The sequence below is a fragment of the Stenotrophomonas sp. RG-453 genome (genome assembly GCF_033843685.1).
Taxonomy (GTDB): Bacteria; Pseudomonadota; Gammaproteobacteria; order Xanthomonadales; family Xanthomonadaceae; genus Stenotrophomonas; species Stenotrophomonas bentonitica_A.
Genome location: NZ_JAMYED010000001.1, coordinates 109275 through 125000 on the forward strand (window position 1 = coordinate 109275; position 15726 = coordinate 125000).

Annotated in this window: 14 protein-coding genes; 8 read left to right on the plus strand and 6 right to left on the minus strand. The window is 67.7% G+C overall.

Going from position 1 to position 15726, the window contains the following annotated elements; genetic code table 11:
• Nucleotides 1-21: 21 nt before the first annotated feature.
• A complete protein-coding gene (locus tag NJD74_RS00455) occupies nt 22-2049 on the minus strand; it encodes a sodium-translocating pyrophosphatase (RefSeq protein ID WP_019183833.1) in 2028 nt (675 codons plus the stop codon).
• Nucleotides 2050-2412: 363 nt separating this feature from the next.
• Here NJD74_RS00455 and NJD74_RS00460 point away from each other — a divergent pair, with 363 nt between their 5' ends.
• Nucleotides 2413-2916: a hypothetical protein gene (locus NJD74_RS00460; RefSeq protein ID WP_102788199.1), complete on the plus strand. Its 504-nt coding sequence runs from the start codon at nt 2413-2415 to the stop codon at nt 2914-2916.
• A gap of 141 nt (nt 2917-3057) precedes the next feature.
• Here the strand turns inward: NJD74_RS00460 and NJD74_RS00465 are convergent, their stop codons facing one another.
• Nucleotides 3058-4314 (minus strand): 6-phosphofructokinase, encoded by a 1257-nt coding sequence (locus NJD74_RS00465; RefSeq protein ID WP_019183835.1) that lies wholly within the window; start codon nt 4312-4314, stop codon nt 3058-3060.
• A 141-nt stretch (nt 4315-4455) separates the two neighbouring features.
• Between NJD74_RS00465 and NJD74_RS00470 the strand changes: the two genes are divergently transcribed.
• The 3 genes from NJD74_RS00470 to NJD74_RS00480 all read left to right on the plus strand — a co-directional run bounded on the left by NJD74_RS00470 (nt 4456) and on the right by NJD74_RS00480 (nt 7308).
• Nucleotides 4456-5019: an adenylate kinase gene (locus tag NJD74_RS00470; protein WP_019183836.1), complete on the plus strand. Its 564-nt coding sequence runs from the start codon at nt 4456-4458 to the stop codon at nt 5017-5019.
• Between the two features lie 333 nt (nt 5020-5352).
• Nucleotides 5353-6717, plus strand: coding sequence for a UDP-N-acetylmuramate:L-alanyl-gamma-D-glutamyl-meso-diaminopimelate ligase (gene mpl, locus NJD74_RS00475; protein ID WP_319623455.1), 1365 nt, complete (start codon nt 5353-5355; stop codon nt 6715-6717).
• Between the two features lie 12 nt (nt 6718-6729).
• The gene (locus NJD74_RS00480; protein ID WP_319623456.1) at nt 6730-7308 is read left to right on the plus strand and encodes an LON peptidase substrate-binding domain-containing protein; all 579 of its coding nucleotides are present in this window, start codon (nt 6730-6732) and stop codon (nt 7306-7308) included.
• 55 nt (nt 7309-7363) lie between these two features.
• Here the strand turns inward: NJD74_RS00480 and NJD74_RS00485 are convergent, their stop codons facing one another.
• Nucleotides 7364-9367 (minus strand): bifunctional DedA family/phosphatase PAP2 family protein, encoded by a 2004-nt coding sequence (locus tag NJD74_RS00485; RefSeq protein ID WP_319623457.1) that lies wholly within the window; start codon nt 9365-9367, stop codon nt 7364-7366.
• A gap of 102 nt (nt 9368-9469) precedes the next feature.
• On the opposite strand from NJD74_RS00485, the gene NJD74_RS00490 reads away from it, so the two are divergent.
• The gene (locus NJD74_RS00490) at nt 9470-10132 is read left to right on the plus strand and encodes a serine/threonine protein kinase (RefSeq protein WP_019183840.1); all 663 of its coding nucleotides are present in this window, start codon (nt 9470-9472) and stop codon (nt 10130-10132) included.
• A 20-nt stretch (nt 10133-10152) separates the two neighbouring features.
• On the opposite strand, the gene NJD74_RS00495 is transcribed toward NJD74_RS00490, so the two are convergent.
• Complete coding sequence (locus NJD74_RS00495) at nt 10153-10824, minus strand: hypothetical protein (protein ID WP_070473558.1); 672 nt, start codon at nt 10822-10824, stop codon at nt 10153-10155.
• 116 nt (nt 10825-10940) lie between these two features.
• On the opposite strand from NJD74_RS00495, the gene NJD74_RS00500 reads away from it, so the two are divergent.
• Both NJD74_RS00500 and NJD74_RS00505 read left to right on the plus strand, forming a co-directional pair.
• Nucleotides 10941-11759: an NAD(P)-dependent oxidoreductase gene (locus tag NJD74_RS00500; RefSeq protein ID WP_070425847.1), complete on the plus strand. Its 819-nt coding sequence runs from the start codon at nt 10941-10943 to the stop codon at nt 11757-11759.
• A 90-nt stretch (nt 11760-11849) separates the two neighbouring features.
• Nucleotides 11850-12815, plus strand: a complete 966-nt coding sequence (locus tag NJD74_RS00505; protein WP_019183843.1) for a YiiG family protein — start codon at nt 11850-11852, stop codon at nt 12813-12815.
• A gap of 40 nt (nt 12816-12855) precedes the next feature.
• Here the strand turns inward: NJD74_RS00505 and NJD74_RS00510 are convergent, their stop codons facing one another.
• Nucleotides 12856-13728 carry an ion transporter gene (locus NJD74_RS00510; RefSeq protein WP_019183844.1) on the minus strand — a complete coding sequence of 291 codons (873 nt, stop codon included), beginning with the start codon at nt 13726-13728 and terminating at the stop codon, nt 12856-12858.
• Between the two features lie 65 nt (nt 13729-13793).
• On the opposite strand from NJD74_RS00510, the gene NJD74_RS00515 reads away from it, so the two are divergent.
• On the plus strand, nt 13794-15023 hold the full coding sequence (locus tag NJD74_RS00515) for an acetylornithine transaminase (protein WP_070473555.1): 1230 nt from the start codon (nt 13794-13796) through the stop codon (nt 15021-15023).
• A 32-nt stretch (nt 15024-15055) separates the two neighbouring features.
• Here the strand turns inward: NJD74_RS00515 and NJD74_RS00520 are convergent, their stop codons facing one another.
• The gene (locus NJD74_RS00520; RefSeq protein ID WP_070425843.1) at nt 15056-15667 is read right to left on the minus strand and encodes an HAD-IA family hydrolase; all 612 of its coding nucleotides are present in this window, start codon (nt 15665-15667) and stop codon (nt 15056-15058) included.
• Between the last annotated feature and the right edge of the window lie 59 nt (nt 15668-15726).

The following is a 15726-nucleotide window of genomic DNA, read 5'->3' on the forward strand; positions in this document are numbered from 1 at the left end:
GGCCCGCGCGCCCGTCCTGCCTCAGAGCAGCGGCACCAGCAGCAACGCCACGATGTTGATGATCTTGATCAGCGGGTTGATCGCCGGGCCGGCCGTGTCCTTGTACGGATCACCGACGGTATCGCCGGTCACCGCGGCCTTGTGCGCCTCGCTGCCCTTGCCGCCGAAGTGGCCATCTTCGATGTACTTCTTGGCGTTGTCCCAGGCGCCGCCGCCGGTGGTCATCGAGATCGCCACGAACAGACCGGTGACGATGGTGCCGATCAGCAGGCCACCGAGCGCACGCGGCCCGAGCAGCAGGCCGACCACCACCGGCACGGCGACGGGCAACAGCGAGGGGATGATCATTTCGCGGATCGCCGAGCGGGTCAGCATGTCCACCGCGCGGTCGTACTGCGGTTTGCCGGTGCCTTCCATGATCCCGGGAATCTCGCGGAACTGGCGGCGCACTTCCTCCACCACCGCACCTGCCGCGCGACCCACCGCTTCCATCGCCATCGCACCGAACAGGTAGGGGATCAGGCCGCCGATCAGCAGGCCGATGATCACTTCATGGTTGGACAGATCGAAGGCGAAGGTCTCGCCGGGATTGGCGGCCTGCAGGTTGTGCGTGTAATCGGCGAACAGCACCAGCGCGGCCAGGGCCGCTGAGCCGATGGCGTAGCCCTTGGTCACCGCCTTGGTGGTGTTGCCGACCGCATCCAGCGGGTCGGTGATGTCGCGGATTTCCGGCGGCAGTTCGGCCATCTCGGCAATACCGCCGGCGTTGTCGGTGATCGGGCCGTAGGCATCGAGTGCGACGATCATCCCGGCCATCGAGAGCATCGCCGTGGCGGCGATGGCGATGCCGTACAGGCCGCCGAAATAGTGTGCCAGCCAGATCGCCACGCACACCGCGATCACCGGCAGGGCGGTGGACTTCATCGAGACACCGAGGCCGGCGATGATGTTGGTGCCATGCCCGGTGGTGGAGGCCTGCGCCACGTGCTGCACCGGTTTGTACTGGGTGCCGGTGTAGTACTCGGTGATCCACACGATCAACCCGGTCAGCACCAGCCCGATCAACGCGCAGAAATACAGGTTCAGCGCGCCATGCGCGTTGTCCGGCATCAACTGCGTGGTGATCGGGTAGAACGCGATCGCCGCCAGCACCCCGGATACGATCACGCCCTTGTACAGCGCGCCCATGATCGAGCCGCCCGGTTTTACTTTGACGAACAGCGCGCCCACGATCGAGGCGATGATCGAGACGCCGCCCAGCACCAGCGGATACAGCACCGCATTGGCACCGGCCTCGGCGATCATCAGGTTGCCGAGCAGCATCGTGGCGATCACGGTGACGGCGTAGGTTTCGAACAGGTCCGCCGCCATGCCGGCGCAGTCGCCGACGTTGTCACCCACGTTGTCGGCGATCACCGCCGGGTTGCGCGGGTCGTCCTCGGGAATGCCTGCTTCGACCTTGCCGACCAGGTCCGCGCCGACGTCGGCGCCCTTGGTGAAGATGCCGCCGCCCAGCCGCGCGAAGATCGAGATCAGCGACGAACCGAACGCCAGCCCGACCAGCGCGTGCAGCGTCTGCGCGACATCCAGCCCGAGCTTCAACAGCAGCGCGTAGTACCCGGCCACGCCCAGCAGGCCCAGCCCGACCACCAGCATGCCGGTGATCGCACCGCCGCGGAAGGCCACGTCCATGGCCGCGCTCAGGCCGTTGCGGGCCGCCTCGGCGGTGCGCACGTTGGCGCGGACCGAGACGTTCATGCCGATGTAGCCGGCCGCGCCGGAGAGCACGGCGCCGATCGCGAAGCCGATCGCGGTGTACCAGCTGAGGAAGATGCCGACCAGCACGAACAGCACGGCACCGGCGATGGCGATGGTCAGGTATTGGCGGTTGAGGTAGGCGCGCGCGCCTTCCTGGATGGCGGCGGCGATTTCCTGCATGCGCGCATTGCCAGCCGGCTGCCGGAGGATCCAGCGTGCCGACACGATGCCGTAGAGAATCGCGAGGATGGCGCAGAACAGCGCCAGAGAAAGCCCATAACGTTCCAGCATGTCCCCTCCCGGGTGATGGAATGACATCCAGTGAACGGATGAACTTCTCCACGCGGGGGCACAACGGGCTGCAACCATGAACCAACCCGTTCAGACCGTGCCCGGTCGTCAAGCGTGTGGCGGTGTTCAGCAATCCCTGGTGGCCCGAGTATGCGGGCAAATCCTCGATGCAAGCCAGCAAGGATTACAAACCGCATGCGTGAGGCCGAACTGTCAGTGACATGGGTAGCGCCGACCCGTGGCATGGGTAGCGCCGGCCGCTGGCCGGGAACCACGCAGATCCGGACGACGGGCCCCCTTTGCCATGCCGTTCAGCCACCCACTGGCAGCCTCGGCCCATTCCCCCGCCGTTGGAGTCCTGCCATGTCCCCCCGTCATCTGCTCTGGCTGGCCCTGCTGCCCGCCGTGTCCGCCTTCGCTGCGGAAACCCCCGAACTGCAGCGCGCCGCAGGAACGCCGCAGGCGGTGGGCGCTGCGCATACACTCCGCCAGATCCCCGAAGCCTGTGCACGGCTGGAAGGCGTGTTCACGGGCGAGGCGGCACAGCCGTACAAGTTTGCCGTGGTCCGTACCAGCGAGCAGTGCCGGCCGCGCGCCCGCTTTGTGGACTACGACAAGGCGCAGCCCAGCGAGGCCAAGGGCTGGAAACTCAATGATGTGATCCGTGTGCCGAATGCGGGCTGCCCGGCCCAGCAGGCGGTGGTGCGCGTGTGGCGCATGCCGGTCACCACCACGCCCGAACGCGATGGCCAGGGCCAGTCGCGCATCTACCTGGAAGACGCCAAGAAGCAGGCCGCCGCCGGCAAGATCGCGCAGGTGCCGATGTTCGCCGCGCAGATGAAGGTCGAGGGCAAGGCCTGCAACTGACCTGACCACGCACCGGTAGTGCCGGCCGCTTGCCGGCTCCCGGACTCTGCCGGGGACACGGCGCTGCCGGCCAGCGGCCGGCACCACCTCAGGGCCTGGGAGCACCGCGCTGCCGGCGAGCGGCCGGCACCGACGGGTTGCTCATGCTTCAAAGGCAGGCAGCTTCTTCTTCACTGCCACGTTCTTCAGCGTCACGTACTTCGGCAGCCCATCAGGCCCGTAGGGCAACGGGGCTTCCCCCTTGATCAGCGGGGCGAGATAGGCGCGGGCCTTGTCGGTGATGCCGAAGCCATCGCGGCGGATGAAGCCGGCCGGCATCTTCTTCTCGTGGTTGGCCACCTTGTGCAGCGGGGCGGCCTCGATTTTCCAGCGATAGGGCTTATCGCTGGTGCGCACGATCACCGGCATCACCGCGTTCTGGCCCTTCAACGCGAACTGCACCGCCGCCTTGCCCACCGCCTGCGCCTGTTCCCAGTCGGTTTTGGAGGCCAGATGGCGCGCCGAGCGCTGCAGGTAGTCGGGCAGGGTCCAGTGGACCTTGTAGCCCAGTCCATCCTTGACCCGGGCCGCCAGCTGCGAGGCCACGCCGCCGAGCTGGGTATGCCCGAACGAATCGGTGCCACCGCCCGCATCGGCGACGAAACGGCCATCGGCCGTCTGGATGCCCTCGGAGGCCACCACCACGCAGTAGCCCACGCGCTCGACCACCTGTTTCACTTTGGCCAGAAACGCGGCCTCGTCGTAGGCGCGCTCGGGCAGCAGGATGATGTGCGGGGCGTCATCGGCGCCCTGGCCGGCCAGCCCCGCGGCCGCCGCGAGCCAGCCGGCATGGCGGCCCATCGCTTCGTACACGAACACCTTGGTCGAGGTCTCGGCCATCGCGGCCACGTCCAGCGCCGCTTCGCGCACAGAGACGGCCGTGTACTTGGCGGCCGAGCCGAAGCCCGGGCAGGTATCGGTCACGGCCAGATCGTTGTCGATGGTCTTGGGCACGCCGATGCAGGTCAGGTCGTAGTCGAAGGCCTTGGCCAGCTGGGAGACCTTCCAGGCGGTATCGGCCGAATCGTTGCCGCCGTTGTAGAGGAACCAGCGCACATCGTGCGCGCGCAGCACCTGGAGCAGCCGCTCGTACCTGCCGCGGTCGGCCTCCAGTGATTTGAGCTTGTAGCGGCACGAGCCGAACGCGCCGCCGGGGGTATGGGCGAGGGCGGCGATCGCGGCAGCGGTTTCCTTCGAGGTGTCGATCAGGTCCTCGCGGAGCGCGCCGAGAATACCGTTGCGTGCGGCCAAGACCTTGATTCCTTTGGCCCTTGCCGTGCTGATGACCGCCGAGGCCGTGGCATTGATGACGGCGGTGACGCCGCCTGACTGGGCGTAGAGCAGGGTACCGTTGGGCATGGTGCGACCTTGGTCTGGGGGAAGGACATTGCAGAGACATTACCGGTATGGGGTAAAGTGCGCGTATTGCGGTGCAGCGTGATTGTGGACAATCCCGGGGCGCGCGCCCTTCCATTTTCTTACCACGTTGGAGTCAGGTTGATGCGATTGGTTCTGTTGGGACCGCCCGGTTCGGGCAAGGGGACGCAGGCGACGCGCCTGAAGGAACATCTTTCGATTGCGCACATTTCCACCGGCGACCTGCTGCGTGCCGAAGTGGCTGCGGGGACCGAGCTGGGCAAGCAGGCCAAGGCCGTGATGGATGCCGGCAACCTGGTGTCCGATGACATCCTGCTGGGCATGCTCGAGTCGCGCCTGGGCCAGGACGATGTGGCCAAGGGCTTCATCCTGGATGGTTACCCGCGCAACGTGGCCCAGGCCAATGCGCTGGACAGCCTGCTGGCCAAGATCGGCCAGCCGCTGGATGCGGTCGTGCAGCTGGACGTGCCGACCGAACTGCTGGTCGAGCGCATCGCCGGCCGCGCCGCCGAGCAGGGCCGTGCCGATGACAACCCCGAATCGGTGCGTCAGCGCCTGCAGGTCTACAACGACCAGACCGCGCCCGTGGTGGATTTCTATGCCGGCCGTGGCACGCTCGCACGCGTTGATGGCGTGGGTGAACTGAACGACGTGGAAGCGCGCATCCGCGCCGCGATCCAGGCCTGATCCGGTCGGTGCCGCTACGGCGGCACCGCACGGGCAGTGCGCTGCCCAGTGCCTGAAACACACACGCCCGGCCCCCGAAGGGACCAGGCGTGTGGTTTGAAGGTGCCAGCGAGCGGGCTTGCTCAGAGCCCCGCAGCATGAGCCCCCCTGGGGATGGCCTCTTGGGGAGTAGGACCAATGGGGTGCTGCGGCTGGCCCATGGAATTGTGTCCGTCTTCACAGTACGGCGCTATCGGGATTTCCCTGACACCGTGATGGACTTCTCTGATACTCGACTAGGAGTTATCTGACGGCGATGTCCATCGACGGTGATGATCGGCGACAATCGCAGGCATGAGCACGATCCACATTCTTGGTATTGCAGGCACTTTCATGGGCGGCGTGGCCGCGCTGGCACGCGAGAAGGGCCATACGGTCCGCGGCAGCGACCAGGCGATCTACCCGCCGATGTCCACCCAGCTCGAACGCCTGGGCATCGCCCTGGATCCGGGCTACCGCGCCGACAGCGTGGCACCGGACTGCGACGAGGTGGTGATCGGCAATGCGCTCTCGCGCGGCAACCCTGCCGTGGAAGCGGTGCTGGATGCAGGCCAGCGCTATATCTCCGGGGCCCAGTGGCTGTCCGAGCAGGTGCTGCCGGGCCGCGACACCCTGGCTGTGGCCGGCACGCACGGCAAGACCACCACCACCACCATCCTGACCTGGCTGCTGCACAGCGCCGGGCGTGAGCCGGGCTTTCTGATCGGCGGCGTGGCGGAGGATTTCGGCGTCTCCGCGCGCATCGGCAGCGGCCGCGAGTTCGTGGTCGAGGCCGACGAGTACGACACTGCGTTCTTCGACAAGCGCAGCAAGTTCGTGCACTACCGGCCGCTGGTGGCGATCCTCAACAACCTCGAATACGACCACGCCGACATCTTCCCGGACGTGGCCGCGATCCAGCGCCAGTTCCATCACCTGATCCGCACCGTGCCCGCGCGCGGGCGCCTGATCGTCAACGGCGAAGATGCCTATCTCGCCGAGGTGCTGGCGATGGGGTGCTGGACGCCGGTGGAGCGCTTCGGTTTCGATCCTGCGCTGGAATGGCACGCCGAGCTGGTGGAGGCCGACGGCAGCGTGTTCGTGGTGCACCATCGCGGCGCGCGCGTCGGTGAAGTGCGCTGGTCGCTGCTCGGCCGGCACAACGTGCTCAACGGGCTCGCTGCGCTGGCCGCCGCGCATGCGGTAGGTGTCGAACTGGCCAGGGTGATGCCGGCGCTGGCCGCGTTCCGCAGCGTCAAGCGCCGCCTGGAAGTGATCGGCCAGGCACGCGATGTCACCGTCTACGATGACTTCGCGCATCACCCCACCGCGATCCGCACCACCCTTGAGGGCCTGCGTGCGAGGGTTGGTGAAGCCCGCATCGTGGTGGCGATGGAACCGCGCAGCAATTCCATGCGGCTGGGCGCGCATGCGCAGGCGCTGGCCCCGTCGCTGGACGGTGCCGATGCCGTGGTGTTCCTGCACCGCCCCGAGCTGGCCTGGGATGCGGCCGGCGTGATCGCGGCCGTGCGAGGCGACGCGTATGCCGTGCCGGATACCGATGCGCTGCTGGCCCGCCTGGACGCGATCGCCATGCCCGGCGACCACGTGGTGTTCATGTCCAATGGTGGCTTCGACGGCGCGCCGCGGCGCTTCCTGGCACAGCTGCAGCCGTCCTGAGCGGGCCTGGCCATGACCGACACCGCGTCACTGCCCCTGTTCCCGCTGCACACCGTGCTGCTGCCCGGCGCCGCGCTGGGCCTGCGCGTGTTCGAGCGGCGCTACCTGGACATGCTGCGCGAGTGCAGCCGCGCAGGTACGGCGTTCGGCGTCTGCATGATCCTGCAGGGTGAGGAAACCGGCGCCCCCGCGGTGCCGGCCGCCTACGGCGTGGAGGCGCGGATCGAGGATTTCGACGTGGGCGCCGATGGCGTGCTGGTGCTGCGCCTGCGTGGCCAGCGTCGCTTCCATGTCGATCGCACGCGCGTGCGCGACAACGGGCTGATCATTGCCGAGGTGACCTGGTGTGCGGCCGACAGCGACGATGAGCTGCAGCCCGAACATGCGCTGATGGCGACCGTGCTTGAGCACATCATCGAACAGGCAGGTGCCGCGTTTGCTCCGGTCAGCCCGGCGCAGATGGAGCAGGCCAGCTGGGTCGGCTGGCGCCTGGCTGAGCTGCTGCCCCTGGAGGATGCGCAGCGCCTGCAGCTGCTGCAGCACGATGACCCGCACCAGCGCCTGCAGGCGTTGCTGGACTGGATGCCGTAACGCGGGGCGAGCGAGGCCCCGCTGCACGAACGGCCGGGATGATCCCGGCGCTGCCTCATTCGGCCGCGGGCATGCGCACGCGCAGCACCGGCATCTGCGTATCCGGATGGGTGTCGACCTGCTGTGGCAGGCCATCCAGTGCCTGGCGCACTGCATTGAGCGAGGGGTCGATGCCACGCATCGGGCGCCACATCCCGATCAGATTGAAGTGCTGCTGGTAGTGCAGGGTCTGCGCACTGCCGAGCCACAACGGCTCATCCACCGGCGCTGACAGACGCGCCGGTGCCGGCCACAGGCGCAACGCGAACATCTCGTTGGGGGCATTGCCGGCGCGCAGCATCAGCAGCGATTCGACCTGCGTGTCCAGGGTGGCTGGCAGGACCGGCACCTTGTCCTTGTCCGACGACTTGTCGAGCATCAACAGCGCCTGCTCCCAGCCGGCCTGCGGCTGAACGCGCCAGCCCTGGCTTTCCAGGCGGCGCTGCAGCGGTGGCAGCGGGCCGGCCACCTGCACATCCAGCGGCCAGCGCTGGTCGTCATCGAATTCATTGCGGCGCGAGGGCAGGTGCTGCCACTCGGTCGTCCACCAGGCCTGTGCATCCAGCGGCGCCGGGCTCGGCTGCGCCGGTTCGAAGCGCGCCAGTTTCACCGGGATGTTGCGCGGGGCGTACCAGAGCGCGGCCACGGCGAAGGTACCGTAGAACAGCCACGCCACCGGCTTGACCCAGAACGAGCGGTTGAAGCGGCGGCGGTACGCGATGCCGAGCACCAGCAGCCAGAACAGGCCGAACAGCATGCCGCCGATCACATCGCTCAGCCAATGGGCGCCGAGGTAGATGCGGGCGAAGCCGATCAGGCTGACGATGATGCCCGACAGCAGGTAGGGCCACACGCGGGTGCGGCCGGGCAGTTCGCGCGCGATCAGCACGGCGAAGAAGCCGAAGGTGATCGTGGCCATCGTTACCGAGACCGACGGGAAGCCGAAGCCGCTGCTCGCATCCGGCGGCCGGACCACGTCCACGGTTGCGCCGAGCAGCTTGCACAGGGCCAGGCCGAAGGCCAGCGCGGCCAGCCAGTGACCGGCCGCCATCCAGCGCCGGCGCCAGACCAGGTAGCCCATGCCGGCGGCCGTGGCCGGCAACAGGACCTGCCAGGCGCCCAGCGAGGCCAGCGCGGCCATCGGGTAATCGGCCAGCGGATTGCGCAGGGCCAGCATGGCGTGGTGCACGGCCAGATCGACCCGCAGCGGTTCGCCATGGGCGACCACCGCCATCAACAGGGCGAACCAGCCCCAGCCAAGCAGCAGCAGCATCACCGCCAGCATCGCCAGGGGCACCGATTCACGCCGCTGGGGATCGAACACCGCCACCGAGTAACGGCCCAGCGTTGGATGGCGCTGCGACCAGTTCAACAGCATGGCCAGCCAGCTGTCCATGCGCGAGGCCGACCAGCGGTAGCCGTACAGCACGATCGCCCAGACCAGGCCCATGATCACGCCGAGCAGGCCCAGCACCATCACCAGCCGGCCGGCAACGGCGGCGACCGCGTCATACGCCTCGCCGAGCACCCAGCCGGGGGCCAGGAACAGCACCGCCCAAGACAGGCTGGCGATGCCACTGGCCTGGAAGTAGCGCGAGAGCGGCATCTTCATCATGCCGGCGATGGCCGGCACGAACGGGCGGATCGCGCCGACATAGCGCGCCACCAGGATGCTCTTGAACGCGTTGCGGCGGAACATCGTCTCGCCGCGGTCGAGCAGCTGCGGATACTTGCTGAAGGGCCAGAAGCCGCGCAGGCGATCCCCCCAGCGCCGGCCTACCCAGTAGCTGATGCCGTCGCCGGCAAACGCGCCCAGCGCTGCGCAGGCCACCGCGTACGGCCCGGAGATCTGGCCCAGGCCGATGAACACACCCACGGCGAACAGCAGCGGCAACGCGGGCACGATCGCGCCCAGCACGATGACCGCATCGCAGAAGGCAATGAGGAAAATGACCGCACCGGCAAGCACGGGGTGAGCTGAGATCCACGCAAGCGTGGCATCGATCCATGACGAGTCCATCGGAGGATTATAGGGGGGGCAAAGTGACTGACTGCCGGCCAGCGGCGGGCAATGTGCGGCATCTGCAGTGAATGAGCGCGATCAGCCGCCTAGAATGGCGCCATGACACGCCCTGCCGATCCCGCCCCGACCGCCCTCAAAGCCGACAGCTTCGGCCGCATCCTGCTGATGGAGCAGGACGGCCAGCGCTTCGTGCGCCGTGATCTGGAGGCCACCCCGTGGTGGCTGCGCCTGCCGGCATGGTGGCTGGCCCGGCGCGAGGCGCGCGCGCTGGCGCATCTGGATGGGATGCCCGCCACGCCGCGGTTGCTGGGCTGGAACGGGCGCTGGCTGGACCGCAGCTTCATGGCCGGCGATGCGATGTACCAGCGTCCGCCGCATGGCGACCTTGCCTATTTCCGTGCGGCGCGCCGTCTGCTGCAGCAGGTCCATCGCCACGGCATCGCGCACAACGACCTGGCCAAGGAAGCCAACTGGCTGGTGCGCGAAGACGGCTCGCCGGCCCTGATCGATTTCCAGCTGGCGGTGATCGGCAATCCGCGCTCACGCTGGATGCGCCTGCTGGCCCGCGAGGACCTGCGCCACCTGCTCAAGCACAAGCGCATGTACTGCCGGCCGTCGCTGACGCCGGTGGAGAAGCGGCTGCTCAAGCGCACCTCGTGGGTGCGTGACCTCTGGTTCCGCACCGGCAAGCCGGTCTACCGCTTCGTCACCCGCAGGATCCTGCACTGGGAAGACAACGAAGGGCAGGGCCCCAAGCCGTAGCAGGGGCCGATGCCTGGCGCTCAGCGCAGGTCGAGGATCTGCTTGCCGGTGAAGCGGCGTTGCGCGTCGAACTCGTAGGCGACCCGCAGCATGCCCTCGTCCGCGCAGGCATGGCAGGTGCGCAGCGGCGTGCTGTAGATCAGGCGCAGCCCGCCGTTGGGCAGCGCTTCACTGCCGCTGGCCTCGGCGGGGGCGAACGGTGAGGCGTCCGGGTGCGCATCAAGGAAGGGTTTGACCGTTGCATCGGCGCGCGACATCTCCGGCAGGACATCCGCATCCACATCCACGGTATGCCCGGCACTGTCGACCAGCAGCGTGCCTTCATTGGTATTGGCACGGAACGGGTACTCGATGGTGGCAATGCCCACGCCGTCCTGGTCACGCCATGCGCTGACGTAGCCGGGATTCCCCTGCGCGCCCAGCTGATGGGCCGCGGCGATCGCCTGCGGGCTGGCCTTGGCCGCCTGCATCGCCTTGGACAGGCAATCATCGGCAACCGGCGCCTGGCCGCGGCAGGCGTCCACCTCGCCGTCCCAGATCGCCGCTTCGCTGAAGGGGGAGGCGCCGCCGGCCGTACCGGGAACGGTGGCGGCCGCCTGCACAGGGGCGGTGGACGGGTCGCCGGCGGGCTGGCAGGCAGCCATGGCCAGTACCAGCGCCAGCGCGGTCAGGGGAAGGCGGATCGCCGTCATGTCGCTCATTCCATGCAGAACGTGAATGCCCAGTATCGACGCGGCGCATGAATCCGGTGTGTGCGCCGGGGCGGCATAATGCCGGTTAACTGCAATCGCATCGAAGGAATCCGCGCATGGCCAGTCTGCAAGGCAAGACCCTGTTCATCACCGGCGCCTCGCGCGGCATCGGCCTGGCCATCGCACTGCGTGCTGCACGGGACGGGGCCAATATCGCCATCGCGGCCAAGTCCTCGGTGCCCAATCCCAAGCTGCCCGGCACCATCCACAGCGCAGCGGAGGCGGTCACCGCCGCCGGCGGCCAGGGGCTGGCGCTGAAGTGCGACATCCGCGAAGAAGACCAGGTGCGTGCGGCCGTCGCCGCCACCGTGGATACCTTCGGTGGCATCGACATCCTGGTCAACAACGCGAGCGCGATCTGGCTGCGCGGCACGCTGGACACGCCGATGAAACGTTTCGACCTGATGCAGCAGGTCAACGCGCGCGGCAGCTTCCTGTGCGCGCAGGCCTGCCTGCCGCACCTGCTGCAGGCACCCAATCCACACATTCTCACCCTCGCGCCGCCGCCAAGCCTGGACCCGAAGTGGTGGGCGCCGCATACCGGCTACACGCTGGCAAAGATGGGCATGAGCTTCGTCACGCTTGGCCTGGCCGCGGAGTTCGGGCCACAGGGCGTGGCGGTCAATGCGTTGTGGCCGCGTACCGTGATCGCCACTGACGCAATCAACATGATTCCCGGCGTGGACATCGGCGGCTGCCGCACGCCGGCCATTCTTGCCGATGCCGCACACGCGGTGCTGACCCGCGAGGCGGCCGGCTTCAGTGGGCAGTTCCTGCTGGATGACGAGGTGCTGGCGCAGGCCGGCATCACTGATCTGAGTGGCTATGCCGTCGATCCGTCGCGTCCGTTGATGCCCGATCTGTTCCTGGATTGACGCGCGCGCGGTGCGCGCCGCGTGCGCGATGACAAACGCTGCACAGGCCGGGCTGCTATGGTGCGGGCCCCAAATCGTATGGACACATGCATGTCATTCCGCACACGGACCGCACCGCTCGCCGCCGCCATCGCCTTGATCAGCCTGCTCGGCGCCTGCAGCAAGGGCCCGGGCAGCGTTGCCGATACCCAGGGCGTGGAAAAGGTGAACGCCTACATCGCCTGCTTCAACGCCGTTGAACAGCCGATCCACGAAGGCTTCCAGCAGTACATTGGCTGGATGCAGGATCCGGAGGCTGGCCCGACCGGCAATGAGAAGCAGGTGCGTGGGCCGGGCACGGTGTTGTCGCATCGCGTGGAGGCGTGCAACGCCCCGATGGTCGCCGCGCTGGCGATGACGCCGGCCGAGCCCGAGCTGGATCCGGCGGCGAGCGCTTACCAGAAGACGTTCGTCGACCTGTACGCCCTTATCGAGCAGGCCGACCGTTACTACAGCCGCGAGGACTACCTGCGCGATGACCATGCCGGGATGCGCAGCCAGCATGCCCCGCTGATGAAGGCCTACACGGCGTTCTTCGACGCAGGCACCGCGCTGGACGCCGCGCTGGAAAAGCGCGAAGACGAACGCCGTGCGGAACAGCTCAAGGAGATTGAAGCTTCCGAAGGCCGCTCGATGGCGTACTACCAGATCAAGATTCTCGGTGATGGCAAGCAGCTCACGCAGCTGCTCAACAGCGAGACGCCCGATCTGGCGGTGGCACGCACCCAGCTCGCGGCGTTCCAGGCGCTGCTGCAGCAGGCGCAGGATGACAAGATCGGCAAGGGCGATGCGATGTGGGGGCACGTGGAGCGCGCCGCCGATGCGCTGGCCCGCGATGCCGGCCGCCGTATCGAGCGCGTCGAGTCGAAGAAGCCGTATACCCGCAGCGAGCAGATGCTGATGGAGAGCGGTGGGCGGATCAGCAACCCGCAGGGCTCGGCCGAAGCGTTGCTGGCCAGCTACAACGACCTGGTCGACATGAGCAACCGCCTGGCGCGGACCAGCGGCGCGCGTTGAGTGATCGCGCGGCGGGCTGCCTGGCGGCCCGCCGCAAGCATCAGACGTTGAAGACCGGTGGCAGTTTTTCGCCGCAATGGCGGCAATGCACGGCGTCCGGTTCGTGGCCTTCCAGCCCGCAATGCGGGCAGCCGCGCGCATCACGGCGCGCGGCATGCTCGGCATCGCGCATGGTGTTGGCCAGTTCGGCGGTGTAGATGCCGGTCGGCACGGCGATGATGCTGTAGCCGATCAGGATCAGCACCGAGGTGACAAAGCGGCCGAGCACGGTCTGCGGCACGATGTCGCCGAAGCCCACCGTGGCCATGGTCACCACCGCCCAGTACATGCTGCTGGGGATGCTGGTGAAGCCGTGGTTGGGGCCTTCGATCACGTACATCATCGTCCCGGCGATGATGGTGATGGTGATCACCGTGAACAGGAACAGCAGCACCTTGCGGCGGCTGCGCCACAGCGATTCCATCAGCACGCCGCTTTCTTCGATGTAGCGGGTCAGCTTGAGGATCCGGAACACCCGCAGGATGCGCAGCGCGCGCACCACCAGCAGGCTCTGCGCGCCGGGGATGAACAGCGACAGGTAGGTGGGCAGGATCGAGGCCAGATCGATGATGCCCCAGATGCTGAATGCGTAGCGCAGTGGGCGTTTGACCACCACCAGCCGCAGCAGGTACTCGGCGGTGAATACGATCGTGAAGCCCCATTCCAGCACGTACAGCCAGTCGGCGTAGGCTGCATGGAAGCGCTGCACGCTGTCGAACATGACCACCACCACGCTGGCGATGATCGCGTAGACCAGCAGCAGGTCGAAATTGCGCGAGGGCCGGGTGTCGTGGCGGTAGATGATGTCGAACCACTGGCGGCGCCAGCCGGTCTCGGTGGCGGGGTTGAGCTGGGGGGCGGTGAACGGTCGCATGGGCCGCATTGTGCCCCACCGGCCCAAAGCGCGAGAATGGGATCTTTCCTGAGGCCCTGACTGCCATGACCGCCGCTGCCACCGATCCGCTGTTGTCCCTGTCGCATTACTACCTGCCGGTCTACAAACCGCGCCAGGTGGTGCTCGAGCGCGGCCAGGGCGCGCGCGTCTGGGACAACCAGGGCCGCGAGTTCATCGATCTGGCCGCCGGCATTGCCGTGTGCGGCCTGGGCCACAACGATCCGGACCTGAAGGCGGCGCTGATCGAGCAGGCCGGCAAGCTATGGCACACCAGCAATGTGTTCTACAGCGAGCCGCCGCTGCGCCTGGCCGAGGAGCTGGTCACCGCCTCGCGCTTCGCCGAGCGCGTGTTCCTGTGCAACTCCGGCGCCGAAGCCAATGAGGTGGCGATCAAGCTGGTCCGCAAGTGGGCCTCTTCGCTGGGCCGCCCGGCGCACCAGCGCGTGATCGTGACCTTCCGCGGCAGCTTCCACGGCCGCACGCTGGCCGCGGTCACCGCCACCGCCCAGCCGAAGTACCAGGAAGGCTACGAGCCGCTGCCCGGTGGCTTCCGCTATGTCGACTTCAACGACGAGGTCCAGCTGGAAACCGCGATGGCCGCCGGTGATGTGGCCGCGGTGATGCTGGAGCCGATCCAGGGCGAGGGCGGCGTGATGCCGGCCAAGCCGGGCTTCCTGCAGCGCGTGCGCGAGCTGTGCGACCAGCACAACGCGCTGGTGGTGCTCGATGAGATCCAGGCGGGCATGGGCCGTACCGGCACGTTGTTCGCGCATTGGCAGGACAACATCAAGCCGGACATCGTCACCCTGGCCAAAGCGCTGGGCGGCGGCTTCCCGATCGGCGCGATGCTGGCCGGCCCGAAGGTGGCCGAGGTGATGCAGTTCGGTGCCCACGGCACCACCTTCGGCGGCAACCCGCTGGCCGCGGCTGTCGCCCGCGTGGCGCTGCGCAAGCTGTCCTCGCCGGAGATCGCACACAACGTCAGCCGTCAGTCGCAGGCGCTGCGCGATGGGCTGGGCAGGATCAACGACGAGTTCAAGGTGTTCAGCCAGGTCCGCGGTCGCGGCCTGATGCTGGGCGCGGTGCTGGACAAGGATTTTGCCGGCCAGGCCGGTCCCATCCTCGACCACGCCGCCGAGCACGGCCTGCTGACCCTGCAGGCCGGCCCGGACGTGCTGCGTTTCGTGCCGTCGCTGAACATCACCGATGAAGAAATCGCCGAAGGCCTCAAGCGCCTGCGCGCGGCGGTGCAATCCTTCATCGCCTCGCGATAACCAACAGCGGTAGAGCCGACCGTTGGTCGGCTCTACGCCAGGGCGTACCGCTTCAACACCTTGCCGATGCTGCGACTGTCGGTGGCGGTTTCCGCCCGCAATCCTGCCTGACGCGCACCGCGCACGTTGGTGAACAGGTCATCGACGAACAACGTGCGCCCGGCGCGTGCGCCCAACAGCGCCATCGCCTGCACGAACACGGCCGGGTCCGGCTTGCGAGCGCCCAGCGCGCCGCTGCACAGGATGCGCCCGCGCAGCGCTGCGGCAAGGGTGGGCAGGATGCGCGGGATGGTGTCCACCATCAGCGCGCCATTGTTGGTCAGGATCGCGATCGGCATGCGGCGTGCAACCTGTTCGATGCGTTCGATGACCCCGGCCTGTGGCATGGACGCGGCGATGCGGGCGTCCTGCCACTGCGTGATGCTCACCGTGCTGCCCAACGCCGCGCCCAACTGTTGCAGGTACAGCGTGCTGTCCAGGCCGGCGTCATGCTGCTGCTCCAGGCCACTGTCGAACAGGGCGGCGTGCACCTGTGCGACGCTGCAGCCGGTGCTGGCGGCCAGGTGACGCACGCGCAAATGCCGCGCATGGCGCACCAGCACGCCATCGAAATCCAGCAGCAGCCCCTCCACGGCATCGGTCATCGCGCACTCTTGTCCGGGTCCAACGCTGACCGTACCGCAGTCGGGGCGCTTGCTGCGAC